23 protein-coding genes and 1 pseudogene are annotated in these 25,000 nt (G+C 70.7%); 9 read left to right on the forward strand and 15 right to left on the reverse strand.

All coding sequences use genetic code 11. The annotated features are described in order from the left end of the window. Positions 1 to 265 precede the first annotated feature (265 nt). Positions 266 to 1,111, reverse strand: a complete 846-nt coding sequence (locus ACWCPW_RS17190) for an aldo/keto reductase (RefSeq protein ID WP_449762379.1) — start codon at positions 1,109 to 1,111, stop codon at positions 266 to 268. Between the two features lie 257 nt (positions 1,112 to 1,368). On the opposite strand from ACWCPW_RS17190, the gene ACWCPW_RS17195 reads away from it, so the two are divergent. Next, the gene (locus ACWCPW_RS17195) at positions 1,369 to 2,706 is read left to right on the forward strand and encodes an aminotransferase-like domain-containing protein (RefSeq protein ID WP_449762380.1); all 1,338 of its coding nucleotides are present in this window, start codon (positions 1,369 to 1,371) and stop codon (positions 2,704 to 2,706) included. A 238-nt stretch (positions 2,707 to 2,944) separates the two neighbouring features. Then, positions 2,945 to 4,198 carry an agmatinase gene (gene speB, locus ACWCPW_RS17200; protein ID WP_449762381.1) on the forward strand — a complete coding sequence of 418 codons (1,254 nt, stop codon included), beginning with the start codon at positions 2,945 to 2,947 and terminating at the stop codon, positions 4,196 to 4,198. Here the strand turns inward: speB and ACWCPW_RS17205 are convergent. Continuing rightward, the gene (locus tag ACWCPW_RS17205) at positions 4,131 to 4,487 is read right to left on the reverse strand and encodes a helix-turn-helix domain-containing protein (protein WP_449762547.1); all 357 of its coding nucleotides are present in this window, start codon (positions 4,485 to 4,487) and stop codon (positions 4,131 to 4,133) included. The two genes, speB and ACWCPW_RS17205, sit on opposite strands and share 68 nt — an antisense overlap. Between ACWCPW_RS17205 and ACWCPW_RS17210 the strand changes: the two genes are divergently transcribed. Continuing rightward, entirely contained in the window at positions 4,380 to 4,610 is a 231-nt protein-coding gene (locus tag ACWCPW_RS17210) for a hypothetical protein (protein WP_449762554.1), read from the forward strand. The two genes, ACWCPW_RS17205 and ACWCPW_RS17210, sit on opposite strands and share 108 nt — an antisense overlap. 226 nt (positions 4,611 to 4,836) lie before the next feature. Here ACWCPW_RS17210 and ACWCPW_RS17215 read toward each other — a convergent pair whose 3' ends face one another. Further along, the gene (locus tag ACWCPW_RS17215) at positions 4,837 to 5,145 is read right to left on the reverse strand and encodes a chaplin (protein ID WP_449762382.1); all 309 of its coding nucleotides are present in this window, start codon (positions 5,143 to 5,145) and stop codon (positions 4,837 to 4,839) included. 461 nt (positions 5,146 to 5,606) lie between these two features. Beyond that, positions 5,607 to 6,722, reverse strand: coding sequence for a hypothetical protein (locus ACWCPW_RS17220; protein ID WP_449762383.1), 1,116 nt, complete (start codon positions 6,720 to 6,722; stop codon positions 5,607 to 5,609). Between the two features lie 761 nt (positions 6,723 to 7,483). Between ACWCPW_RS17220 and ACWCPW_RS17225 the strand changes: the two genes are divergently transcribed. Next, positions 7,484 to 7,990 (forward strand): DUF1269 domain-containing protein, encoded by a 507-nt coding sequence (locus tag ACWCPW_RS17225; protein WP_449762384.1) that lies wholly within the window; start codon positions 7,484 to 7,486, stop codon positions 7,988 to 7,990. A gap of 159 nt (positions 7,991 to 8,149) precedes the next feature. On the opposite strand, the gene ACWCPW_RS17230 is transcribed toward ACWCPW_RS17225, so the two are convergent. Beyond that, on the reverse strand, positions 8,150 to 8,641 hold the full coding sequence (locus tag ACWCPW_RS17230; RefSeq protein WP_449762385.1) for a hypothetical protein: 492 nt from the start codon (positions 8,639 to 8,641) through the stop codon (positions 8,150 to 8,152). 953 nt (positions 8,642 to 9,594) lie between these two features. On the opposite strand from ACWCPW_RS17230, the gene ACWCPW_RS17235 reads away from it, so the two are divergent. Continuing rightward, on the forward strand, positions 9,595 to 9,987 hold the full coding sequence (locus ACWCPW_RS17235) for a hypothetical protein (RefSeq protein WP_449762386.1): 393 nt from the start codon (positions 9,595 to 9,597) through the stop codon (positions 9,985 to 9,987). 538 nt (positions 9,988 to 10,525) lie between these two features. Here ACWCPW_RS17235 and ACWCPW_RS17240 read toward each other — a convergent pair. Next, on the reverse strand, positions 10,526 to 10,855 hold the full coding sequence (locus tag ACWCPW_RS17240) for a hypothetical protein (protein ID WP_449762387.1): 330 nt from the start codon (positions 10,853 to 10,855) through the stop codon (positions 10,526 to 10,528). Between ACWCPW_RS17240 and ACWCPW_RS17245 the strand changes: the two genes are divergently transcribed. The 3 genes from ACWCPW_RS17245 (at position 10,838) to ACWCPW_RS17255 (ending at position 12,741) form a co-directional block, all read left to right on the forward strand. Beyond that, a complete protein-coding gene (locus ACWCPW_RS17245) occupies positions 10,838 to 11,839 on the forward strand; it encodes an MFS transporter (RefSeq protein ID WP_449762388.1) in 1,002 nt (333 codons plus the stop codon). The two genes, ACWCPW_RS17240 and ACWCPW_RS17245, sit on opposite strands and share 18 nt — an antisense overlap. Before the next feature lie 47 nt (positions 11,840 to 11,886). Further along, on the forward strand, positions 11,887 to 12,159 hold the full coding sequence (locus tag ACWCPW_RS17250; RefSeq protein WP_449762389.1) for a DsbA family protein: 273 nt from the start codon (positions 11,887 to 11,889) through the stop codon (positions 12,157 to 12,159). A gap of 126 nt (positions 12,160 to 12,285) precedes the next feature. Continuing rightward, entirely contained in the window at positions 12,286 to 12,741 is a 456-nt protein-coding gene (locus ACWCPW_RS17255) for a tellurite resistance TerB family protein (protein WP_449762390.1), read from the forward strand. Positions 12,742 to 12,806: 65 nt separating this feature from the next. On the opposite strand, the pseudogene ACWCPW_RS17260 reads toward ACWCPW_RS17255, so the two are convergent. The 5 genes and pseudogenes from ACWCPW_RS17260 to ACWCPW_RS17280 all read right to left on the reverse strand — a co-directional run. Continuing rightward, positions 12,807 to 12,953, reverse strand: a pseudogene (locus ACWCPW_RS17260) (aldo/keto reductase); the annotation flags it as partial. A gap of 168 nt (positions 12,954 to 13,121) precedes the next feature. Then, positions 13,122 to 13,502 (reverse strand): hypothetical protein, encoded by a 381-nt coding sequence (locus ACWCPW_RS17265; RefSeq protein ID WP_449762391.1) that lies wholly within the window; start codon positions 13,500 to 13,502, stop codon positions 13,122 to 13,124. A 581-nt stretch (positions 13,503 to 14,083) separates the two neighbouring features. Further along, on the reverse strand, positions 14,084 to 15,196 hold the full coding sequence (locus tag ACWCPW_RS17270) for a serine hydrolase domain-containing protein (protein ID WP_449762392.1): 1,113 nt from the start codon (positions 15,194 to 15,196) through the stop codon (positions 14,084 to 14,086). Between the two features lie 340 nt (positions 15,197 to 15,536). Further along, entirely contained in the window at positions 15,537 to 15,947 is a 411-nt protein-coding gene (locus ACWCPW_RS17275) for an SgcJ/EcaC family oxidoreductase (RefSeq protein ID WP_449762393.1), read from the reverse strand. Positions 15,948 to 16,183: 236 nt separating this feature from the next. Further along, positions 16,184 to 17,164, reverse strand: a complete 981-nt coding sequence (locus ACWCPW_RS17280) for a sigma-70 family RNA polymerase sigma factor (RefSeq protein ID WP_449762394.1) — start codon at positions 17,162 to 17,164, stop codon at positions 16,184 to 16,186. Between the two features lie 459 nt (positions 17,165 to 17,623). On the opposite strand from ACWCPW_RS17280, the gene ACWCPW_RS17285 reads away from it, so the two are divergent. Further along, complete coding sequence (locus ACWCPW_RS17285) at positions 17,624 to 21,028, forward strand: outer membrane protein assembly factor BamB family protein (RefSeq protein ID WP_449762395.1); 3,405 nt, start codon at positions 17,624 to 17,626, stop codon at positions 21,026 to 21,028. Between the two features lie 216 nt (positions 21,029 to 21,244). Here the strand turns inward: ACWCPW_RS17285 and ACWCPW_RS17290 are convergent, their stop codons facing one another. From ACWCPW_RS17290 to ACWCPW_RS17305, 4 genes are read right to left on the reverse strand one after another with little or no spacing between them, the layout of a single operon-like run. Then, a complete protein-coding gene (locus tag ACWCPW_RS17290) occupies positions 21,245 to 22,123 on the reverse strand; it encodes an ABC transporter ATP-binding protein (protein ID WP_449762396.1) in 879 nt (292 codons plus the stop codon). After that, positions 22,120 to 23,121 (reverse strand): ABC transporter ATP-binding protein, encoded by a 1,002-nt coding sequence (locus ACWCPW_RS17295; RefSeq protein WP_449762397.1) that lies wholly within the window; start codon positions 23,119 to 23,121, stop codon positions 22,120 to 22,122. Before ACWCPW_RS17295 ends, ACWCPW_RS17290 begins: the two co-directional genes overlap by 4 nt. Next, positions 23,118 to 23,999, reverse strand: a complete 882-nt coding sequence (locus ACWCPW_RS17300) for an ABC transporter permease (RefSeq protein WP_449762398.1) — start codon at positions 23,997 to 23,999, stop codon at positions 23,118 to 23,120. The genes ACWCPW_RS17295 and ACWCPW_RS17300 overlap by 4 nt, the downstream gene beginning before the upstream one ends. Continuing rightward, complete coding sequence (locus ACWCPW_RS17305; RefSeq protein ID WP_449762399.1) at positions 23,996 to 24,997, reverse strand: ABC transporter permease; 1,002 nt, start codon at positions 24,995 to 24,997, stop codon at positions 23,996 to 23,998. Before ACWCPW_RS17305 ends, ACWCPW_RS17300 begins: the two co-directional genes overlap by 4 nt. Positions 24,998 to 25,000: the final 3 nt, after the last annotated feature.

Below are 25,000 nucleotides of genomic sequence, written 5' to 3' on the forward strand. Positions count from 1 at the left end.
GGTGTGGGCCCCCCCCCCCCCCCCGGGGGCGCCCCCCCAAAACACCACCGTCCTCGTCTGAGCCTGAGCCCGAGCCGTGCTTTGCCGCCCCGCGCCGGTGTCCGGGTCGGCCAAGCGACGCCAAGCGCGGGCCGCCTGCTCGACGAGGAGCCGTATCGGAGCCGTGTCGCCTGCGGTCGGCATGGGCTCACCGGGTCGCCGAGCGGCCGGGGGCGACGCGGATGCGAGCGCGGATACGAGCTCGGACGCGGACGCGGGTGACGCGTCACACCGGTGTGGGCGTTCGGGGGAGTGCGTTCAGGGTGTCCAGGTCGAAGTCGGAGAGGTCGATCTCGGCCGCCGCCCAGTAGGCGTCCAGTTGTCGGGGTGTGCTCGGGGCAACGATCGGGAGCAGCACCGGCGAGTCGGTGAGAAGCCATGCCAGCGCGATCTGGGCGGCGCTTGCTCCGTGGCGTTCGGCCACGGCGGTGACGGCCGAGCTCGTCCGGGCTCCGGTACCCAGGGGCCGTCGGGGTACGAACACCAGGCGTTGGGATTCGCAGAATCCGAGAAGGTCCTCGGTGGTGCGATCGGCGACGTTGTACGGGGCGTGGACGGCGGAGATCTCGGTGATCGTCATGGCCTGCCGCACCTCGGCGATGCTGCTCGCCTCGACGCCGATGTGGCGTACCTTTCCCGCGCGGCGCAGATCCGCCAGCACGCCGAGTCGGTCCATCCAGGACGGCGTCTCGGCGGGATCCGCCGCGGGCAGGCGGTAGAGGTCGATCGCCTCCGTTCGCAGTCCGCGGAGGCCGGCTTCGCACTGCCTACGGAGCCGATCGGGGTGATCCGGCGCGGACGCACGATCGGTACGCGTGTTCGTGCCGCCGGCTCGGGCCGCGACGAGGAGGTGCGCCGGATAGGGGTGGAGCGCGTGGGCGACCAATTCCTCCGCGGTGTCCTCGACATCGACGAGGCGCGCCCCGCGGTCGACGGCTTGACGCAGGACGGTTCGAGCCCGTCGGCCCGCCTCGGACGTTCTCTGAATCCCCGGGCCGGTCAGGCCCCTGGTGGACAGACCCAGACGCTGGGGCAACGGACTTCGGCCGAGGGTGAAGAAGTCGGGATGCATCGTCTCCGGCCTTGTCGGAGTCGGCCGAGACGGGCACTCGCCTGAGTGCGGGCTCGGGTCGTGGTGTCGACGAGGTCGACGACTGGGACCGGGTCGAGTGGTACCGCGGCGGCCCCGCCGGTACTGCGGCGGTTCCGCGTGCATCACCCGTGCACCGATCACCATGCGATGCTATGCACATCCTGTTCTCAGTGCAATCATGGAATTGCACTCGGTGCAATTGAGAATTCGGGGACGCTACGAGGCGGTGCACTTGCATGGAAGACTTCCGACGCGTGGCGGACGCGGTCCAGGCGGACATCGAAGCGGGGCGGCTCCGGCCCGGCGATCGACTGGCCACGCAACGGCAGTTCGCCCGCACCCACGGCATCGCCACCTCCACCGCCGGGCGCGTCTACGCCGAATTGCGTCGACGGGGACTGATCCTCGGTGAGGTCGGCCGCGGCACCTTCGTCCGCGCCGCCGCCGAGCGCCCCCTCGCACTGTCCGAGCCCTCGAACGCGCCCGCCGATCTCGAACTGAGCGTGCCCACGGTCCCCGAGCAGTTTCCGCTGCTCGCCGAGGGCCTCGCGCGGATGCAGCGGCCCGACGTCCTGCGCAACGCCCTGCTCCCCGTCGGCGTGTCCGGAACCGCGGAGGCCCGGGCGGCGGCCGCGACGACACTGGCGTGTGCCGGATGGGCCCCCGATCCGGCCGACATCCTCTTCGCGGGCAGCGGGCGCCAGGCCATCGCCGCCACCATCGCCGCGCTCGTTCCGCCCGGAGGCCGGCTCGGGGTCGAGGAACTGACCTATCCGGTGGTCCGCGCGATCGCCGCACGGCTGGGTGTGGTTCTCGTCCCCCTGGCCATGGACTCCGCCGGTGTACGGCCCGCGGCCGTCGCCGCCGCGCACCGTGCGGCGAGACTCCAGGCGATCTACCTCCAACCGACGCTGCACAACCCGCTCTCGATCACGATGCCGGCCGAGCGGCGGAACGAACTCGCCGCCCTGGCGAACAGGTTGCGGCTTCCGGTGATCGAGGACGCGGTCTGGTCGCGGTTCGACGACGCCGCGTTGCCGCCGATCGCCCTCAAGGCTCCGGAGTACGCCGTCGTCGTCGACAGCCTGTCCAAACGTGTGACGCCCGGGCTGAGCATCGGGATGGCGGTCGTCCCGCCTCGGATCGCCGGCGCGGTGCGCGCATCGCTGCGAACCGGTGCGTGGACGGCCCAGCGCTACGCCTTGGAGGCGGCCACCGGGTGGATGAGCGACGGCACACTCGGCTCCGTTCTGGAGGCGAAGCGCGTGGACGCGCGCGTCCGTCAGGAAGCGGTCCGCTCCGAGCTCGCGGGTTTCCGGCTGAGGACCGCTCCCGGTGCCTACATGTGCTGGTGGGAACTACCGGAACCGTGGCGGGCGGACACGTTCGTGGCGGCGGCCGCGCGCCGGGGCATCGCGGTCACACCCGGCGCCGCGTTCGCGGTCCCGCCCGCCACCGCCCACGATGCGATCCGACTGGGACTGGCCTCCCAGACCCCGGACGCGCTTTCGGCGGCTCTGCGGGCCCTGGCGGCCTTGGCCGGTTCGATCCCGGAGCACGAACCGGTCGACTAGCCCGCGACGACACCGCCGTTGCCACACGCGTACCCGGACCGAAAGCGCACCACATCCCACGCGACGCCGGGGCGTCTCGAAGGGACGGGTCGACGACAGCCGCCGCTTCGCGCCCGCGTCGCCTTGGATGGCAGGGGCGGGGACTCGGAGGCAGCATGGGACGGGTGGGCACAGTCCCCATCGGGCCCCGATTCCTCGAGACGGCCGGCAGCCGGGCGTGCCCGGGAAGGACGCCGTCATGGACCGTCAACGCGCGTACAACGAGCGCCATCACCGCAATCCGCTGCGGCCCAACCCGCCGAAGAGCGCCACCGAGGGCGCCGGAGCGTCCACGGAGCGTGCGGCCCTGTCGGGGATGCGCGCCCGGCGGCGGCTGAAGGACGTGCCCGAGGTGAAGCGGCGCGAACTGGTCGAGCGCTCCCTGGACCTGGGGCTGGAGGCCGCGCGGTCCGTCAAGGACCGCAACATCTCGCTGTTCTCGCGGGGGCTGGACCCGATGTTCGCGGGTATCCCGACGTTCCTGAAGTCCCCGTACGTCGAGGACATTCGCGACATCGGTCGCTACGACGTGGCCGTGGTGGGCGCACCGTTCGACATGGGCACCACCTACCGCTCCGGTGCCCGATTCGGGCCGCAGGCCGTGCGCCGCATCTCGGCGCTGTACGACTCGTACAGCCCCGACCTGGGCATGGACCTGCTGGAGGAGATCACCATCGGCGACGCCGGCGACATCTTCGTCATCCCCGCCAACATCGAGAAGACCTTCGACCAGGTCGACCTGGGCGTGTCCCACATCCTCGACGCGGGTGCGTTCCCGGTGATCATCGGCGGCGACCACAGCATCGGCTATCCCGACGCGAAGGCCATCGCCGAGCACGTCGACGGCAGGCTCGGCATCATCCACTTCGATCGGCACATCGACACCGCCATCACCACCATGGACGAGCGGATGCACACCACCCACTGGTCGCACGCCACCGACCTGCCGAACGTACCCGCGTCGAACCTGGTCCAGATAGGCATCGGTGGCTGGATCGGCAACCACTCCGGCGTCCAGGTCGCCGAGGAGCGCGACACGACGGTCATCACCATGTTCGACGTCGAGGAACTCGGCGTCGACCGCGTCATGGAGATCGCCCTGGAGATCGCGTGGAAGGACGCGGACGCGGTCTACCTCTCCTTCGACATCGACGTGGTCGACCCGGGCTGCGCCCCCGGTACCGGCACACCCGAACCCGGCGGCATGTCGCCGCGCGAAGCACTCAAGGCGGTGCGGATGGTGGCGCAGGAGGGCCTGGTCGGCATGGACCTCGTCGAGATCGCCCCGCCGTACGACGTCGCCGACACCACGTCGCAGCTCGGCGCCCGCGTCGTCATGGACACTCTCGCCACACTCGTCGAGAACGGACACCTGGGCACCCGACTCACCGCCGAGCAACGCGCCGGGACCGAAGCGGACCGAGACCGCGACGCCGGCCTCGAGATACCGTGACCCATCGCCCGGTCGACGACGACGGCCCGTCCATGGGCGCTGACGACATGGCCGACACGGCCGACGCGTCGGCGAGCGGCCACCCCCGATCGCGGACGAGCGTCGGCCCCGTGGTGGTGGCATCGCGCCGCCTGGATCCGGCGCCTTCGCCGACGACGTCGCCTTTGGTGGGGAAGTGCCGGTGGAAGGTCGTCGCGCCGACACCGGCCCGCTGAGCCACCTCTTGGATGCTCACCACGACAGCCCGGACGCCGACGACGCCCGTGACCTGGCCGCCCTGCTCGACCACGCGGTCCACGGGAAACTGCGCGCCGACGTGGGCTACCGGGCCGACTGGAAGCACACGGCGACCGCGCTGGAGGACCTGGGCCACGGCCGCGTCCGCGGCAAGGCCGTTCTCGGCGTTTCCTGACTCCGCCCCCAGAGCCCGGCGCCTTCGAAACTCGCGACATCCGACACCCGGACGACTCTCGAGTGTCTTCGGAGCCCAGGCGCCAACGCCGCTGCAACTCGACCCGGTGGCCCCGTCGTGGCGGATGTGGTCGCGGGTGTGCCGAGACCCCCGCGGGATGCGGGCGCGGGGGTCTCGGTGGTGTGGGACGTGGAGGAACGTCCCAGGGAGGGTGTCCCTCGGTGGGTCAGCCGTGGTTTCCGGCGAGGCCGGCGCCGTGCCGGCCGTCGCCGTGGTCACCGTGGTCGTCGTCACCGTCGATGTTCAGGCAGGTGTTCCCGAACGCGAAGTTGCCGCCGGCGATGATGTTGACGGTGTTCCCGCACAGGTTGACCGGGATGTGCACCGGGACCTGGACGTTGTTGCCGGAGAGCACGCCGGGGGAGCCGACGGCCGCGCCGTCCGCGTCGGCCCCGGCACTGGCGGCCCCGGCGCCGGTCATCACCAGCGCGGCGGCACCGGCGGCCATGATGGTGGCCTTCCTGAACGTGTTCACAGGTACTCTCCCGAAATTCGTCCGTCGTGCCCCGCGAATGCGAGGCACGAACCCCCAACGACCGCCCGCCCCTTCGGGCAACCGGCCGCCGCGTTCGTTCACCCGAACGCGGCGGCTCCGGATTCCGGGCTCCGGCTCCGGCTCCCGAGGTTTGCGGACGACGGCGTACCGGGTGCGGCCGATCGAAACGATGCCCGGCCGGTGGCTCGTACACCCGCGGCGCGTCGGGAACCCGCCGAAGACCCGCTCACGGGCCGACCGGCTCCGACGACGTGCGCGTGCAGGCGTCCCCGGTACCCCCGCGAGGTGGGGTCCACCGGTTCTTGTGGGTGGCCACCTTGCGACTCGAGTGCACGAGCCTCGGCGATCCGTTCAAGAACGCCCGGAGTTCCTCGCGTGGGCGCGGGCGCGGGCGTGCGCGCGACGCGAGGAACTCCGGGACGAGGTTGGGCGCTCGGCGGTTACCGGGGCTGGACGGCGAAGACGAACATCGCCGGGCGGGTGGTGACCACGGCGAAGCGGTCGCCGATCGGTTTCGGTAGGTAGATCGTGTCGAAGCCCTGCGCCAGAACCTGCTTGGTGCGCACGTCGACGGCGATGGGGGTCCTGGTGCTCATCATGTCCTGGTCGGCCCGGATCCCGTAGAGCACACCACCGACGACGCTGTCGGCGCTGAGCGGGCGTTCGTCCGCGGCTTGCTGCCACAACATACGGCCCGACGCTGGCTCCCAGACGGTGCTCCGCGACTTGCTGCCGCCACTGCCCAGCACCGCCACCGCGCCGGTCGCGTCGCTGAGGACGGTCGAGGCCCCTTCGGGACTGGTGGGCCCGGTGGCCACCAGGCGACCGGTGGCCGGATCGTGGAGACTCAGCACCGCGGCTTGGCCGTACGGCTTCGTGTCCCACGCGATGGCGATCTTGCCGCCGACGGAGCCGAGGACGTCCGGCAGCGAGCCGGTGTCGTATGCCTTCGCATCGGCCCCGGCCGGCTTTTCCACGGTATCCGTGGCCCACAGCCGCGCGCCGGAGGCCGCGTCATGGGCGACGATCCGACGCGGGGCGAGCGTGGCGGTGCCCGTGCGCTCGACCGTGAACACCGTTCCGTTCACCAGGAGCGGCACCTCGCCACCACCGACCACCGAGGCGCGACGCCCACCCCCGACCGAGAAACCGCAATCGCTCGCGCAGGTGAACTGATGCCCCGGCCCCGTGTCGCCGGCACGTAACACGGTCACACTCCCACCCGGGCGGCTGTCGGTGGTCCGGATCAGCCAGCCGTCCTCGACCGCGGCGCCTGTGGTGTTCTCCCGCCCCAACAAGGGCAGTTCGGCTCGCCCGAGCGGCTCGCCGCGCTCGTCGTACGCGTCGACCGACCACGAGCGCTTCTCGGCGCTCAGGCCGTCCGACGGCACAACGCGCTGTCCCCGGACCACGATCGCCGGCTTGCCCCACCACGTTTCACCGCTGACCCGGCCGTCGGCGGTGAAGGTTTTGCGGACTTGTCCGGTGGCGACGTCCCGCAACTCCACCGCCGTCCGTGCGCCGTTCGGGGTGGCGACAACAACCGCGGTACCCACCGGAAAGACGTTCGGCATCTCGCCGCCCGCCCCGTCCGGCGTCGGGAGCGACCACACCGGGCCCGGCTGGAGCCCCGGGAGCGTGGGACCCGAATAGGCGGGCCCCTTCCCGGTGTTCGGGCCATTCGCCGGCCCGGGGGATCCCTTCGACGCGGAGGAACCCGAGCCATCCGACGAGGTACAGCCGGACAGCCACATCGGGCTCCCGAGCCCGAGCACCCCCACCGCGACGACACCGATGATTCTCTGACGCATGACGTTCCCCCGAACTCGCCCAACGTTGATCGTCGCGAGCATAGAGCAACGCCCGGCGAGGCTTCGTGGATCGTGGACTCGGCCCGCTCCGCTGCTCACGTCGAACCCGACGTTCACCGTTGAACCCAACGCTCACCGGCAACGCCGGGCCGGGCCTGTTCGCTCCGGCAGGTCGGCTGCTCGGTGCACCGGTCGAGCGGACCTGGCAGACGGCGCCGCGCGTGGCCGTCCCGGCTCGGCTTGACCGCGGTCGCCGCCTCACCGTCGGCCTCACCTTCGGCCCTGCCGAAGGACGCGATCCGCAGCGCCGGTGGCGCGGTGGTCGGCTTGCCGTCGCACGGGATGCCGAGTCGGGTGGAGGAGCACATGCTGGAACCGACCCACAAGATCGGACGGCTTTCGGCCTGGGCGGGTCCGTCGCCTACGTTCCGTGGTGCGGCCGTCGATCGTCGCCGTGTCCTTCCGGGTGCGGTGAGCCAGGGGTGAGCACAGGAAGGATCAATGGGATGGCGAAGCCCGAGGCAGTGTTCATCTACATCGGGACCTATCCGGACGAGACCGCGGCTCGTGCCGACTACCAGGTCGTGAAGGAGCTTCACACGCTCGGTGCCGTCGGCAGCTACGACGCGTCGGTGGTGACCAAGGATGGCGGGAAAGTGCACGTCAACAAGGACGAGACGGCTACCCGGCACGGCGCGTGGGGCGGTGCCGCGGCAGGTGCGCTGGTCGGCCTTTTGTTCCCGCCGGCGATCGTGGGCACCGCCATCGTCGGGGCGGCCGCGGGCGGGGTGGGCGGCCACCTGTGGCGCGGCATGTCCCGAGCCGACGTGAAGGAGTTCGGGGAGCTCATCGACGAGGGCGAGGCCGCGTTGGTGATCGTCGGCGAGAGCACGCTCGAGCACGCGTTGGCCAAGGCCGAGCTGAAGGCCGAGAAGCAGGTGGCCAAGGATCTCGACGTGAGCTCGAAGGACATCGACAAGGCCATCCGGGAAGCCGCCGGCGACGTCTCCTGACGCTCCTCGCGCCGGCTGCCGTCGACGACGGTGGCGCCGCACGGTCGGGGCGGGCGTCCCGCGCTGGTCGGCCGCGCGAGGCTGGAGGAGCCCCGACCGGCGTGTCGGGCCGGATCCGGCCGTGCGGTCCGGATTCGGCCCTGCCCGGCCCCGGCGTGTTCAGTGCCGGATCGCACGGCCGATGTCGGCCTTGGTGGGGCCCGAGAGGGTGCGGTGGCTGCGGGCGGTGGTCTTGCCCTGCTTGCCGGAGCCGACGTTGTCGATGTCGACCACGACGACGTCCAGGATGTTGCCGGCGTCGTCGCGGAAGTTGACGGTGAGCGTGTACTCGGCGCTCTTGTCGGTCCCGTTGGCGACGGTCACCTCGGCCGTGGTGCGGTCCCCGTCGACGCTGGTCGGGCCGACGCTCGCGTCCGCCTTGGCGTCGACGCCGTCCTTGATCTCGTCCAGCTTGGACGCCGCGGACGCGCTCGCCGACGCGACGGCGTCCTTGGCCTCCTTGCCGGCGGATTCGAGCGCGGACACGATCGCGGAGGGCGTCGACGTGTCGCCGCCCCCGTCGTTGTCGTCGTCACCGCACGCCGCCGCGGTCAGGACCAGGACCGCGGCGATCGAAATCGCTCCCGCGGCACGCCCGTACCTGCTTGTCATGTTCGTCGCTCCTCGCGTGACACCGCAGGATGAAAGCGCCCGCGGACGAACACCCGAGTGTCCACACAACGGAACGGGTAAACCCCCGCGAACTCGCCGGACCGGATCGGCGAGACCGGATCGGCGAGACCTGATGGGAGTCGGAGGCGAACCCGCACCCTCCCCTCCCGAGTGCTGCATTCGTGGCCGGCGCGCGGAAGCCGTACGAGGGGACGGCGACACCGGTTCGACGCTGCTCCGGACGCCCGGGCCTTCAGCGACGCCGCGCGCGTCGGTGCACGCGATCCCTCCGGTGGACGAGCGGTGGCGTCCGCCACGCACATCCGGTGGGAGAGATGGTGCACAAGGCCCCATCCGCCGCGGAAATTGGTGCACGACGGTCGTAGTTCGGTCCGGGTTTCCCCCTCTAGCGTGCTCATCACCGCCGACCGCACCGAGACGAGACTTTGGCCGGCCTGGATAGGTGCCGTGACAGAAGAGGACGATCATGCCGTCAGGATTCGAGGTGACTTCGTTACGGGACACGCCGCCGTCGGCGGTCGCCGACGGGATCACCGCCCGTGTGTCGCGAGCGTTCCGCCGGATCATCGGAACTTCCCTGCTCCGCCGACACGTTCGCGCGGCGCTGTAGTCCGGGAAGCGGGGGAACTCCTCGAAGTGCCGCCTGTCCCGCGGTGATCCTGGATTCGCACATCCGCTGACTGTCGTCGTCTCCCAACGGATCCGCCCGTACACCCATGCGTACCCGGTCTGCGGCTGCCTGAGTCGGCGTCTTCGATTCCTGCGCCGGCCACCGCCGGACCAGGCCGGGAGCGGCAACGCCGATGCTGTCCATGACGTGCGGCGAACGAGCGCGTTGTGCCGCCGGCAGCGCTGCGCAGACCCGGCTCGACCCCTTGCCCGAACGACCCCTCGCCCGAATGTCTTCTTGTTCCAGGAAGGAACGAACGTCCTTGCGTACCATCACCAAGCGGATCGCCCAGTCCGGCGCAGCCGCCGGGCTCGCGCTCACCGCCACTGTCACGATGACCGGCCAGGCCCAGGCGATCGCCGGCACGGACTACATCTCGCTCTACGTCGGCAGTGCGATGGTGGCCTCGTCGTACTACGACGCCGTCGACAACGAGGGCACGGTCTGGGACATGCGGGCCGACGGCTACGGCGTGTTCATTCAACTGCAGGGCAAGACCAATGGTGTCTGGAGCACGAGAACGACCGTGTACAACAACACGGGGTACGGCACCAAGGCGAGCTACGTCTACTACGGGTCGGGCGACATCCGCATCCGACTCTGCCGGAACCAGGCGACGGACTTCTGCACCGGCTGGAAATACGGCAAAGCCTGATCGGGATACCTCGACCGGAGCGCGGCGGCCCGAACGGCCATGGGGCCAGGGGCACGGAGCATGCGGAATTCTTCGAGATTCTTCGAGGTAGGCCGTTTCGGCCACGCCTTGGCGGCTGTTCCGGGGCCACGGCGCGGGGGCGCCGGGAACCGCCGGCCGAGGATCCGGACGTGCACCGCAGGGATCGCGACGACGTCGAGGTACCACGAAGGGGGTGGGTGGCGGCCGAGCCGGCCGCCACCAGGACGCAACCCCCCTCGGGTTCGCAGAGGGTCGGGCCGGTGGGCGACCGTCGGCCCCGACCCGCCCTCCCGTATGGTCGCCACGGTCGAGTGGGCGCCCTCGGGAAGGCGGCGAAAGCTCGCTGCTCGCTGCGGGGTTGCCGGCCTGTTGAAGCGATGTCGTCGGCGCGATCCAACGGTTGCCACCCAACGCGATCAACGCGAAGCATCGGGCCTGCTCGGCATGCTCCATCGGTGTCGTCTTTGGCGAACGGTCACAGAAGGCGATACAGCCGCGGCCGGGCGTCCACACGCGGTTACGTGGTCGCCGGCCACCTGGGCCCGGTGTCGGGGTGGTGGGCCCAGACGTACTGCGTGGCGGGCGTGACGGTCATTCCGTAGTCGTACAGCCCCGGACCGGCCGCCGCGATCCACCGGTCCCAGGCCGTTTCCAACTCGTCGCCCGGTCGCCGCGCTCCGCCCTGGTACAGCGTGGTTCGGCCGCCCGATTGTGCGGAGTACACGGCCCAGGCGGTGTCGCCGTCGTGGATCCACGCGTTCACGCCGTCGGCGTCGCGCGCGGCGTGCACCCGCACCTCGGGCAGCGCGACGCGCAACGTGAACAGCAGGTGCGCGTCGTCGCACAACGACGCGAGGTCCCGGACGACGACGCGCTCGGCCCCCTGGTCGGAGGGGTGCTGTTGCAGTACTTCTGGTGGGGGTCGGTGTTCCTGCTCGCCGTGCCGACCATGGCGATGTTGCTTGCCACCGGCATGTTCCTGCTTCCGGATCCACCCGCACGCGGTGTCGGGCGTCCGGATCCGGCCAGTCTCGCCCTGTCGCTGGTGACACCCCTCGCCGTTGTGTACGGCATCAAGGAACTCGCGGTCCACGGTCCCGGCGTGCCATCCCTGTCCGGGCTCGCCCTCGGCGTGGCGGCCGGAGTCGTGTTCGGGCGCCGGCAGCGCCGATCGGCCGAGCCGTTTCTGGATCTCGGGCTCTTCCGGACGCCGGCGTTCGCGGTCGCGGTCTCGGGCATGGTGCTGGTCGGCTTCCTCCTGCTCGGAACCAGTCTCCTCACCTCGCAGTACCTGCAACTGGTGCTCGGCTACCCGCCGTTGCAGGCGGGGCTCTGGCAACTTCCCACCGCGGTCACCGGTGCCGCCGTGGCGCCGGCGGCCTCCGGCCTGGCCGACCGGATCCGCCCGCCCGTGCTGATGAGCGCCGGCGCCGCCCTGGCGATCCTCGGTCCCGTACTGCTCACCCAGGTGGACCGCAATCCGGCGGTCCTGGTGGCCGGATCAGTTCTCCTCTTCGCGGGACTGACACCCTTCATGGCGCTCGGCACCGGCGCCGGTCTGGACGCGGTTCCGCCCGAACGCGCCGGCGCCGCCTCGGCGGTGTCCGAGACCGGAGCGGAACTCGGCGGCGCGTTGGGCATCGCCGTCATGGGCAGCGTCGCCGCCGCCGTCTACGCAGAATCCATCGACGGGCGCATGCCGGACGGCGTTTCCGCCGCCACCGCCGAGGCCGCGCGCCAGACGCTGCCCGCCGCGCTGTCCGAAGCCGAACTGCTCCCCGACAGCCTCGGTACCCCGCTCGCCGAAGCTGCCCGGGACGCATTCGCCTGATCCACCTGGCCGCGACCACCGACCTGGCCGACCGCGTCCTGGAACACGTGCTGCACGCCTATCACACCGAGGGCCAAAACATCGCGGACCACCGGGTCCTCCGCACCCTGGGCACCCGCGCCGGCCTGTCGCCGGGCCGGGTACGCGAACTCCTGGCCGGCACCGCATTCACCGACGAAGTCCGAGCCGACGAACGCCGAGCCGCCGACAACGGCATCACCGGCGTGCCGACACTCCTCGTCGACGGCGGCCCCCCGATCTCCGCCGTCCAGGAACCGGCCGCCCTGGCCGCCCTCCTCGCCCGGGCGACCGACACCTGACTCCGATGCGGCGCACTAGCGACCCGCGCCGCATCCGCACGCCGTGTTCCTCTACGTTGGTCGGGATGGAGTGCGCCCGAGCGGCTACCGCGCGGGATCGGAGACGCGGCAACGTACGGAGACGTCATGCCCCTGTGGGACAAGGTCAAGCAGTCCGTTCAGCAGATGCAGACGCAGTTGACCGCGAAGAGGCAGGATCTGACCAGCGACGCGTTCCGGGACGCGAGCATGGCGATGTGCGCGCTGGTCGCCGCCGCGGACGGGAGGATCGACGAGGCCGAGGCGCGGAAGGTCGCACAGTTGATCGCCGACAACGAAGCTCTGCGCCAGTTCGACAAGGACGACCTGCAGCGTCGCTTCCGCGCCCACGCCGATCGGTTGTCGACCGACTTCCGGCTCGGCAAGGCACAGGTGATGAAGGAGATCGCCAAGGCGAAGACGAAACCGGACGAGGCGCGCGCGGTCATCCAGATCGGCATCGTCATCGGCGGCGCCGACGGCAGGTTCGACCCGAGCGAGCGGACGGTCATCCGTGAGGCGTGCTTCGCATTGGGCATCGCCCGTGCCGAGTTCGGACTTTGAGGGACGGCGCGCGTTACGCGAGATCACCGGCGTGGACTTGGACGCGGCGGAGGACGGGTCTGGGACACCGACGACTTCGTGACCAGCTCGGCCACGGTGCCGATGGTCTCCTCGATGGGGGTGTTCCGGTCGACCCGGTGTTGGTGGCAGAGGTCGATCCGGTCGGTGCGCAGGCGCTTGAGGGAGCCCTCGACGGCGGTGCGGATGTTGGCCCGGACTGCAGCTTGCTCGAAAGACGAAGCACCACAGGCGCGGCCTTCGGGCGCCCCGAGCCTTGGGCGCGGGGACCGGGTCGGCGCCGCACCGGGCCGGCCTGAACCGTACGACACGGTCGGCCGTCCCAGATCGGCTGTCCGGGGCGCTCCCGGTCCCTTGGATCGTCATGCCCGTTCGAGGGCTTTGTCCGCTCCGGCGCCCATCGCCGTCAGTGCGCTGAGAGCGGGGTCGCGCAGCAGGTGATCGATCGATGCCCGGGAGTTCGTTCGTGTCCGGGCGGCCGGCTCGAAGCCGAGGCTCTCCAGCGCGGCGCCCGAGCCGCGGGTCGCTGTCTGCCCCCCGGCCTTCAGCGCGGTCACGACCTCGGGCGTTGCCCACCGGAAGACGTCGGGCAAGGGCCTGTTGGTGTCGTTGAGCGCCGAGGACGGAACGGAGACGCGGGGCTTGAAGCCCGGCAGCGCATTGCGAAATCCGTGGGTGAGGCGCGCCGTGGCCTCGCCGACTTTGCGCGCGGGGCGGAGTACGGCCCCGCCGACCTTTCGCATCGGGCGGGAGATCAGACTCTTCGCTTCTTGGACGTTGTCTCGTACACGTTCTCGCATGGTCGAGCGGCGGCCGTCTCCGTCCCTGACCAAGGACGGCCGAGTCCCTTCATCAGTTCGCCGTAGGCGTCCACGCTGAGCTGGTGCGGAAGGCGGGCACCGAGCTCGACGGACTCATAGGCCAGGCCCTGCAGTTCGCACTCTTGGCCGTCGAGCTTCTTGAATTCGGTCGCATATTTCCCCAGCACCCGCTCCGCTTCGACGGTGGAGGTGTTGTTTCGCGTGCGCCGCGCGTTGCGTCCGATTTTCGATATGATGTCGCTCGCTTTTACGGCCCCACCGTTCTTCCCGAGTTTCTGGGCGGTGAATTGAAGAATATGACCGAATTAGTGCGTTGCGATTGCCATCGGATTCTCCGGGGAGCCCCCGGCCCAGTATCCTTCGGCCACGTCGTTCTTGATCGACGCCAGGATGGCCTGCCGATCGTCGACTCCCGCCCAGATCTCGTTGAAGCGGATCTCTCCCTCCGAGTTGGCTACGGCATAGACCTCACCGTCCTTCTCGGAAATTCGGCCGGTCGACGGTCAGTCGCAGATCGCCTTGTCCAGGAGGGCTTCGACGGCGTCGTCGGGGTCACCGCGGAAGTCGGGTGTGAGTGCGATCGTGACCTGGCGGCGCCGGTCCTGCGTGGAGAACGACCAGGTCTGGTAGGCCAAGGCGTCACCGTCGTTGCCGTATACGCGAACCCCGCACGAGGTGTCCTGCCATTGCAGTCCCAGCCCGTACTGCCTCCCTTCGACGCCCGCCGTCCTCATTTCGTCGAGCAGGCGACCGGGCAGGAGGCGCCCACCGACCAGTTCGGCCATGAAACCGTTGAGATCCTGGGTCGTGGAGATCATCTCGCCGCCCGCGCCCATCAGCGACGGATTCATCTCGGTGAAGTCGACGAGTCGTGTCTCGTCGCCCTGCCGTACCGGTATGTAGCCGTGCGGGTGCGGCCCGCGGATACGCGACGACGTCCCCGGCAGCGAGGTGCCGTGCAACCGCAGCGGTTCGATGATCCGGCGCTCGATCTCCTCGGCGTACGACCGGCCGGTCGCCTTCCGGATGATTTCGCCGAGCAGGAGGTAGCCGGTGTTGGAGTACGCGTACCGGGTCCCCGGTTCGGAAGTCGGCGCCTGGGCCACCGCGCGTTGGATCAGCTCGGTCGCGGACCAGGTCCGGAACCGGTCGGCCTCGAATTCCGGCGTCGGCGGCATCGGCAGCGTGCGACGGTAGTCGGGCACCCCGCTCGTGTGGTTGAGGAGTTGCCGCACGGTGATCCGATGACCTCCGGGGACGACGCCGGGCAGCCACTTCTCGACCGTGTCGTCCAGGTGGAACCGGCCCTCGTCCACGAGTTGCAGGACGACGGTGGCCACGAACGTCTTCGTGATGCTGCCCACCCGGAACCGGCCGTGCGCCGGCATCTCCCGCGTCGTGCCCAACGCGGCGACACCGCTCGTGCCCCGCCACACGCCGCCGTCGCCACGCACTTCCATGAGCGCACCCACGGCGCCGTTCGCGGTGATGTCGTCCAGCCCCTTCTGCAACCCGCTGCGATCCGCCTTCGCCGGCGACGCAAGCGCGGCGGACGGCACCGCGACCACCGCCAAAGCCGTTGCCGCGGTCACCAACACCCGATGTACGCGCTTCATCCCAGCCCCCGATTCTTCCGAGTTGTGAACCTCGGGGCCGATCCCCGTGAGCAACAAGCCTGTCGGGCAACGCAGTCCACCGACGATGGGGCTCGCGGCCGTATCCATCGGGGGGCTACCCCCACCCGGTGACGGCGTTCCACACATGGGCGCGGCAATGGGCAGGCACGTGGCGAGCCCGTCTTCGACGGCGGGCCTGGGACGGTGGCGCGTAGTGCGCGCCGATCCTGGCGGCCGAGGGCCGGCGGGCGGACCATACTCGGCGCGTATACACGCCGAGTATGGCCGCAACACACGGCTACCGCCCACCGGTTACCGCCCACCGGTTACCGGGAAGGGTTCACTGCCCAGGCGTCGCCGCCGGGCTGTTGTGATAGGCGGCGATGAGCCACCGGCCGTCCCGCTTCTCGAAAACCCAGGTCGCGTTCACCTTGCCCGAGTCCGGAACCTCGGCTTGGCCGGGGAAGAGGATGCCGGATTCGCTGACGACGATCGCGGCGTCCCTGCCGACGAAGCGGAGGCTGAGCTGCCTGTTGTAGGTCGAGGTGTCCTTGAGTGGCCCGGCGAAGGCCAGGGCCATGTTCTCGCGGATCACCTCTCGGCTGTCGCGGAGCGAGCCGGTCATGATGGCGGTCGCGTCCACGGTGTAGTCGGCGACCATGCGCTCGGCGTCGCCGCCCTCCCAGGCCTTGTAGGAGTCAACCAGGACGGCCTGGATGGCGGCCCGGTCTTCCGCACGACTGTCGGACATCGGATCTCCCTTGTGAACGGTTCGCCCGGGGTGTTCCGGCGAACTCGTCACTACATACCGGCGGCGGGGTCGGAACTCATCGCGCCCGCGGTAAAAAGATGTCGAGGCGTGCTCGACCGGGAGACGTTGCCGGATCGGCATCACCTCCGGGCCGTACCCCGGCACGAAGCAGTCCGGCTACGACTGCCCGTACACGCCGTCGGCGTCGATCCTCATCGGGCTCACCCGGGCGGCGATCAGATGGTCGCTAGTCCCCGGGCGTCGAGTCGGGTCGCCAGTCCGAAGGGACCGAAGACCTCGGATTCCTGGAACACCGAATTCCGGCTGATGCCTTGGGTGGTGACGGTGAAGACCTGGAGCGTGTGCAGCTCGTATCCGCCACCGACGCGCCGGTAGGCGGCGAAACCGGGCCGGCCGTTGGCCGCGACCGGCTTCAGGTGCCAGTCCGTTCCGGCGGCCTCGAAGACCCACTCCATGAACAGGCCGTAGTTGCCGCGGCCCGCGAACCAGTTGAGCATCGGCGGCATCTCCATGATCACGTCCTGGGTGAGCAGCCGCTTGAGACCCTCGACATCGGCCTGCTCGAACGCCTTCATGTAGCGATCGACCCAGGCGCGCTGCTCGGCGGTCGACGGCTCGCCGACACGCTCCGGTCGACCCCCGACCTCCTTCACCCGGGTACGCGCCCGCTGGAGGGAACTGTTCACCGATACGACGGTGGTGCCGAGGATTTCCGCTGCTTCTGCCGCGGAGAAGCCGAGCACGTCACGCAGGATCAGCGCGCCACGCTGACGCGCCGACAGATGTTGCAGGGCGGCGGCGAACGCCAGTCGCAGGCTGCCGCGTTCGATCACGATCCCGGCCGGATCGCCCGCGTCCAGCAAGGAGTCCGGCAGGGGCTGGAGCCAGGCGAGGTTCTCTCCCGGCGTGAGCGGCGCGAGCGGCTCCGAGGCGGCCACCAGACCCGACGGCAGCGGTCGGCGGCCGCGGGCCTCCAAGGCGGTCAGGCAGACGTTCGTCGCGATCCGGTAGAGCCAGGTACGCGGTGAACTGCGAGTCTCGTCGTATTGCTCGCGCGCCCGCCACGCCCTCAGGTAGGTGTCCTGGACCAAGTCCTCGGCGTCGTGCGCCGAGCCGAGCATCCGGTAGCAGTACGCCAACAATTCCGAACGGAACGGTTCGACCAGGCGATCGAAGCCCTCTGCCTCGGCCGTCACGCCCACACCCTCTCCGCTGCTGTCGAGAGCACGATACCCGCGGGACGATGACACGCTCCCGCGGGCCGGCCGGCCACGGGATCGCACTCCCTCGCCGGGTGTCGCGTCGTTCGCGCGCGACGCCCCCGCGGTGATGAGGACTTGGCGCGATCCGCACCGAGTGACCAGCGGTCGGGCCGGCCGCGAGAGGAGAGCGGCGGTCCCGCTTCGGAAGCGACCGATCGGCAGGGATTCCCGGCGGCGCCCCCTGCCCTCGCCGCCGGCGAAACGACGGTCCGTGATGGGAAGCGGGCTATCACTCGCCGGACGCCTGCCGGGTTACGGGCGAGCGGCGGCTGCGTGAAGGGAATCGATCGCGCTTCGTCACGACATGGCCCATAGGCGAACTCTCGCCGTCCCGACGACAAACTCTCCGCGCGCGCGGCGGAAAATACGCCCGGCGGAAATAGCCTCCGCCGCATGAAATGGATATGTGGGGCAGCCAAGGCAGGTCTTGTGCTGCTCGTCTTCGGTTTGTGTTTCGGAGTCCAGTCCGCGTCGGCGCATGTGTCGCCACAACATGCCGAACTCGTCGTCTCGACCAAGGACGGCGTCACCAGCGGGCGGTTGATCGTCCACCGCGACCTGGTGTCCCCGGAGCAGGCCGGTGCCTGGGCGTCGCGCCTGCTCACCGCCGACTGCCCCGCGAGCGGATCGGGCGTCGCCGGCGACAGCGGCGGAGTACCCGGCGGTGTCGTGGTCGAACTGGCGTGGGGCTGCCACGTCGACAAGTTGGACCTGTCCGCGCTGCTGAAGCAAGGCGAACTGGCCCAGGTGATCACCGAGTTCGACGGCACGACGGTCGACGCGACCGCGGCGACGCCGATCGTCGACGCGGCGGGAGTGCATGCGGCTCCCACGGCTTTCTCGTTCCCGTGGCGCCCGCTGGTGGTGGGCGTGGCGCTCGCCGCCGCGATCGTGCTGGTCATCGTGTGCCTGGTGCTTCGATACCGCGCGCTGCCGCCGCGTCCGGTCCGGGCCTCCCGTCGACGCCGCGCGAGGATCGCCGTCGGCGGTGCCGCGATCATGGCCGGCTTGGCGCAGCAGGCGGTCTCCGGCGTGGCCTTCGCCGCCGACCCGGCGGTGACCGCCGCCCCGGTGACGGTTCAGGGCACGGTGTACGCGGACGGCAACGCCAACGGGGTGCGGGACAACGGCGAGACGCCGATGCCGGGCGTCGACGTCACCGACGGTGCGGTCTGGACGACCACCGGCGCCGACGGCTCGTACAGCCTCTCGGTGGACCTGTCGCGCCGGGAGACGGACCTCGTCAGCATCGTCTCGCCGAACGGGTACACGCCCACCCTGCGCGACGACTACGTCCCGGGGTTCTTCCGCAAGGTGCCCGACGGCACCGGGCCCCGCACCGGTGTCGACTTCGCCCTGATGCCGGACGGGAACGCCGCCAATCCGACCGAGACGTGGGAGATGGTCTCCGACGTCGAGGTCAGCAACACCCAGGACGGGGCCGCGGCCACGACGCTGCCGCAGTGGACCGGTCAGGTCGAGGCGATGTCCGAGGTCGACGGCGCGACCCTGACCATCACGACGGGCGACCTGACGGTCACCGACTACGCCGCGGAGCCCCGCCGTCAGGGCGGGTACGACATCCTGCGCAAGGGACTGGTCGACGGGAAGCTCGGGCACCCGTTCTACCCGGTGATGGGTAATCACGACGTCGGCGGCACCGCCACCTCCCAGGGATACGGCGGCAGTCTGGAGTACTTCCGCAGAAACCTGGGCCCCGAGTGGTACAGCTTCGACCGCAACGGGCGCCACATCGTGGTACTCGAGAACAACTACGACTCCAGCGGCCTCGCACCGCAGTTGGCGTGGCTGCGCGAGGACCTCAAGCGTCACGCCGTGGGCAAGCAGGTGTTCGTCTTCGCGCATCGCTCCCTGTTCACCGTGTGGGGCCCCGGCGCCGGAATGCAGCCGACCATCGACGAACTCGCCAAGTACGACGTACGCATGTTCGCCGCCGGCCACAACCAGCAGGCCGAGTTCCGTCGCGGCGCCTTCGACCGGTCGGTCGAGGTCAACAACCAAGGCACGTACGGTATCGACGGCGCGCGCCCGGACTACAAGATCCTCGACTTCAAGGGGATCACCGACAATCCCCGGACCTCGGAGAACGAGGACACCGGCTATGTGATGGGCGTCCACCGCCAGTTCGCCATCGACGACGACGCCGCGTTGGTGAGCCCGGCGCAGGGCAGCGTGCACGGCACGGGTACCGAAATCCCGATCGAACTCTACGCCGAGGACGACGGCCGCACCCCGGCCACGGCCCGGCTGACCATCCGCGACGCGCGCGGCAAGGTCCGGGAGGAGAGCCGATTGACGTTCGGTGGCAAGGTGCCCAGGACGGGTATCCAAAACTGCTACACGCCCCCCGGGGGCGTACCGGAGCCGTGTCCTGCGGTGCGGACTTCCTGGACCCGGGCAAGCGCCGCGACCAAACCTCTTCCCCCCGGCGCGTACACGGCGGAGATGACCGCGGTCGACACGAAGGGCAAGCCGTGGACCACGATCACGAACACCTTCGAGGTGGTTCCCAAGGGTCGGTTGGACAACCCGAACACCGGCCAGGACTGGGTTCGTCAGGGCGGGGACGAAGCGGGGCGCTCCGCGAGTGCCGATGAACCGGGCACCGCGCTGGACCTGCGCTGGGCGGCCAACACCGGCGAGCAGTTCAACCTCAACGGATCGGTGGTGGTCGACGGCAAGGTGATCGTCTCGTCCCGGGCGTTCGACTCGCCGCACAGCATGATGCTCGCCTACGACGTCGCGTCCGGCCGCGAGATCTGGCGCACGTACCTGGACGGCGACGCGGAGTCCGCGCCGACGTTCGACGACGGGAAGGTCTACCTGACGACGGCGGTCGGCCGTATTTACGCACTCGACGCGTCCAATGGCCGAGTGGTCTGGCAGGCGATCGAGAAGGAGGAGCAGCACGGGAACACGGTGCGCCGCTACGGCCGCGCCGGAGGGCCGGTCAGCGTGTTCGACCTGAAGAACGCGCGGCGAACAGTCGCCGTCTACCAGGACTGGGACAGGATCCAGTGCCGCGACGCCAAGAGCGGTGACCTGCTGGGAGGCTTCGGCGGAGCGACCAACTGGGGCCAGTTCCACAGCACGGCGGTACGCGAGCCGGGATCGGACACCGCATACCTGCACACGGACTCCAGCAGCACCTTGGTCGCCATGGACCTGGCGACCTGCAGCCGGCTGTGGGTGCAAGGCACCGCCGGGGGGATCGACAGCCACTCCTCCCCGGTCCTGACCGATCCGGCGAACGGCAACCCGCAGCTCGTGACGATGACCGCGAGCGGGGCCCGCGGGCACGACCCGAAGAAGCAGGGTGCGGTCACCTGGCAGTCGAGTGTGGGCGGCGGCTCCACCTGCGAGCCCGGTTCCGCCCCGGTGACCAGCCCCGCGGTCCGGGGCGGCATCGCCTACATCGCGGGGCGCGACGGCGTCGTCCGCGCGTACGACACCACGGCGGTCGACCCCGCCAAGCCGTTGTGGCAGACCGGCGTCGGCTACCTGCCCGGCGAGAGTCCCCAGGACGACAAGTGGCGGGTCGCGATGGGATGCACCACCCCGGGAGCCGGGTCGCCGACGATGCACGCCCTGGTGACCGAGTCCTTCGTGTACGCCGGTACCTGGGACGGTCGGCTGGTTGTCCTGGACCGCGTCACCGGCAAGCTGCTGACCGAGTACAACCTCGGCGCCGGGCCGGCTTCGGCGCCTTCCATCAGCGGTGACTGGCTGTTCGCCCTGACCGACGACGGGACGATCCACGCGCTGGCCGCCCGGTAGTTGCGCGGTCACACCGCCTGACCTTCCACCGGTAGGCGCGCATCCCCCGCTCCGGGGGTGCCCTCCCCAGCCGGGGAGGGCACCCCCGGAGCACCGTCGATCGGAAGAACTACCGTGCTGCCTCCGGGGGTGCGTGCGTCGGGTGCCGGGGGTCGCGGACGGGTCGGACACGGGGGCGGCCCCGGTCCGCTGCCGGATCCGGCGATGTCCGCCGCGTCACCGGGTGTTCGGGATTGCGGCGCCCGGGGTCGGTGCGGGTAGTTCGCGGCGTTGTCGGGCGATGTGCTCCGGGTCCCAGCCGGGGCGCGGGATCGAGGCGAGCAGCAGTCGGGTGTAGGGGTCGGTGGGCGCGGTGAGCAGGTCGCCGACGGGCCGGTGCTCCACGGTACGGCCCCGGTGCAGCACGAGCGCCTCGTCGCACAGGTAGCGAACCACGGCCAGGTCGTGGCTGACGAAGATCAGTGCGATGCCGGTGTCCCGGCGGATGTCGGCGAGCAGATTGAGCACCTGCGCCTGGACCGAGACGTCCAGCGCCGAGACCGCCTCGTCCAGGACCAGCAGCGCGGGCTCCACCGCCAGCGCCCGGGCGATGGCCGCGCGTTGGCGCTGGCCGCCGGAGAGTGCGCGCGGTCGGGTCGCGGCCTCCCGGGGGCCGAGGCCGACCTGGGCCAGCAGTTCGGCGATCCGCGTGCCGCGGGCGGCCGGATCGCGCACTCCGTGCAGTCGCAGTACGCCGTCGAGCGTCGCGCCGATGGACAGCCGTCCGTCCAGGGACAGGTAGGGATCCTGGAAGACCATCTGGACCGCCTTGGCCCGGGCCAACCGGGCGGCCCGGCCGCGCACGGCTTCCGCCAGGGGCGTGCCGCGCACCACGATCCGGCCCGCGTCGGGGCGTTCCAGACCGAGCAGCATCCGGGCCGTGGTGGTCTTGCCCGATCCGGACTCGCCGACCAGGCCCAGCGCGCCACCGACCGGCAGCGAGAAGGACAGGTCCTCGACGGCGACCACCTCGCCGGCGCCGGTGCGATAGGTCTTGCGCAGGCCGCTGACCTCGATCAGGGGTGTGCCGTCATGGGGCGTGACGTCGGTGGTCAACGGTCCTCCGAGTCCGGGGCGAGGCGGGCGAGCACGGACGGCCCGAGTTCGTCCGCGCGATGGCAGGCGACCCGACCGGCGCCGTGCGGTTCGAGCGCGGGCGGCGCCTGATCGCACCGTCCCGGCTCGACGAACCGGCAGCGCGGCGCGAACGCGCACCCGGTCGCGGACTCCGACAGGCTCATCGGCGCGCCCGGGATGGGGGTGAGCCGGGTCAACGGTCCTTCCAGCGGCGGGGAGGAGCCGAGCAGTCCGGCGGTGTAGGGGTGACGGGGGCGGGCGAACAACTCGGCCGCGCGCGCGGTCTCCACGATCCGTCCCGCGTACATCACGTAGATCCGGTCGCACGAGGCGGCCGCGAGTTCGATGTCGTGGGTGATCAGCAGCAGGCCCAGGTCGCGCTCGCGGCGCAGGCGTCCCAGCAGGGCCAGGATCTCGGCCTGGGTGGCGACGTCCAGGGCCGTGGTCGGCTCGTCGCACAACAACAGCCTGGGTTCGCCGCACAGGGCGGCGGCGATCATCACGCGTTGCAGCATGCCGCCGGACATCTCGTGCGGAAATTGTCGCAGGTGGCGCTCCGGGTCGGGCAGGCCGACCGCGGCCAGCAGTTCCGCCGCGCGGGCGTTCGCGCGGGCCCGGGACCAGCCGCCGACCAGGCGCGGCGCCTCGGTCAGGAAGTCGCCGATCCGGCGCACCGGACTGATCCCGGCCCGGGGGTCCTGGAAGATCATCGCCGCGATGTGGGTCCGCACCTCGCGCAGCCGGGCGGCGTCGGCGTCGACCAGGTCGATGTCCTCCACCCGGACCCGGCCGGCCAGGTCGGCGCCGGGCGGGAACAGGCCGAGCGCGGCGCGGGCGGTGACCGACTTGCCGGAGCCGGATTCGCCGACCAGGGCCACGGTTTCACCGGCGGCGACGCTCAGTTCGACGCGGTCCAGGATCGGGCGGGCCAGGCCGGGGAGGGTGACGCTCAGCGCGTCGATGTCGAGCAGGGTCATCGGGCGTCCCTTCCCGCGACCCGGTCGGCGAGGTGTTCCCCGACGACGTTGAACGCGACGACCACCAGCACGATCGCGACCGCGGGCACGATCGCGGAGAGCGGTCGTTCCTGGAGGACGGCGGACTGCCCCTGGTTGATCATCGAGCCCCAGTCGGGCGTAGGCGGTTGCACGCCCAGGCCCAGGAAGGACAGCGCCGCGAGGTCGAGCAGCGCGTAGCCGAAGTTGACCGTGGCCTGGGCCAGCACGGTGGGTGTGATGTTGGGCAGCAGGCCGCGGACCGAGACGAACACCGGTGAGTGGCCCTGGATCCGGTAGGCGGCGATGTAGGGCCGGGACTTCTCCGCGGCGGCCAGGCCGCGGACCAGGCGTGCGGTGTAGGGCAGGTAGGCGACGGCCATGGCCAGCACCGGCGCGGTCGGACCCTTGCCGAACAGGGCGACCGCGAGGATCGCCAGCAGCAGCGCCGGGAAGGCGAACAGGATGTCGAGGACGCGCCCGATGGCCGCGTCGATCCAGCCGCCGCGCCACGCGCTGAACAGTCCCACGGCGATGCCCGCGACGGTGGCGAAGACGACCACCGCCAGCGGCCCGAACAAACTGGTCCGGGTGCCCTCGATCAGGGCCGAGAAGGTGTCGTGGCCGCCCTGGTCGGTGCCCAGCCAGTGGGCGGCGCCCGGGTCGGCGAAGGTCTCCGACAACGCGCCGAACCTGGGGTCCTGTGGGGCCAGCCAGGGTGCGGCCAGGGCGACCACCAGGAACACCGCCAGGATGACCAGGCACGTGTTCACCAGCCACGAGCCGCCGAGTCGGCGGAGTCGGCGCAACGGGTCGCGGCGTGGCGGGGCGGTGGCGGAGTCAAGCGTGACGGCGCTCATCGGGCGCTCCCTCGTGCCGCGACCCGCGGGTCGATCAGCGGATACAGCAGGTCCACCAGGGCGTTGATCAGCACGAACGCGGCGACCACGAGCAGCACGACGGCCTGCACCACCTGGAAGTCCTGTTGGCTCACCGCCTGCACCAGCAGCGAGCCGACGCCGGCCATGCCGAACGCGGTCTCCACCAGTGCGGTGCTCACCAGCATTCCGGAGACGAGCAGGGCCGAGACGGTCACGATCGGTCCGAGCGCGTTGCGCAGTACGTGTCGCCTGATCACGCTGCGCCGCGGAATACCGCGACTGAGCGCGACCTCGACGTGCTCGCGGCGCAGTTCGTCGAGCATCGCGGTCCGGGTCACCCGGGTGACCAGCGCGGTGAAGGTCACCGAGAGGGCGATCGCGGGCAGCACCACGTGGTGCAGTCGGTCCAGCGCCCCCTCGCCGTTGCCGAAGGTCGGGAACCAGCCCAGTTGTACGCCGAACACCGAGCGCAGCAGGATCGCCGCGACGAACGAGGGCACCGCAGCGCCGACGGTGACCATGAGCAGTACGGTCGAGTCCGCCCAGGTCCCGCGGCGCAGCGCCCCGACGATTCCGGCGCCGACCCCGAACACCGCGATCAGCAGCATGGAGACGCCGATCAGCAGGAGCGATGCGGGCAGTCGGGCCCAGACCACGTCGCCGACGCCCTGGTGGAAGAGGTACGAGCGGCCGAAGTCGCCCTGCGACACGCCCTCCAGCCAGTGCCAGTAGCGCACCGGAAAGGGGTCGTTGAAGCCGTACTGCTCGCGGATCGTGTCCAGTTCCTGTGGGCTGGGACTGCGTCCCTTGACCAGGAAGCTCACCGGGTCGCCGGGGGCCAGGTAGAGCGAGGAGAACACCAGAAAGGAGGTGACCAGCAGGGTCGTCGCCATGCCGGCGAGTCGGCGCAGCGCGGCCAGGGCGAGCGCCGGGCCGCGCCCGCCGCGCCCGCCGGATCGGCGGGTCGCGGCGGGCACGGC

The sequence above is a fragment of the Embleya sp. NPDC001921 genome (assembly GCF_053594475.1).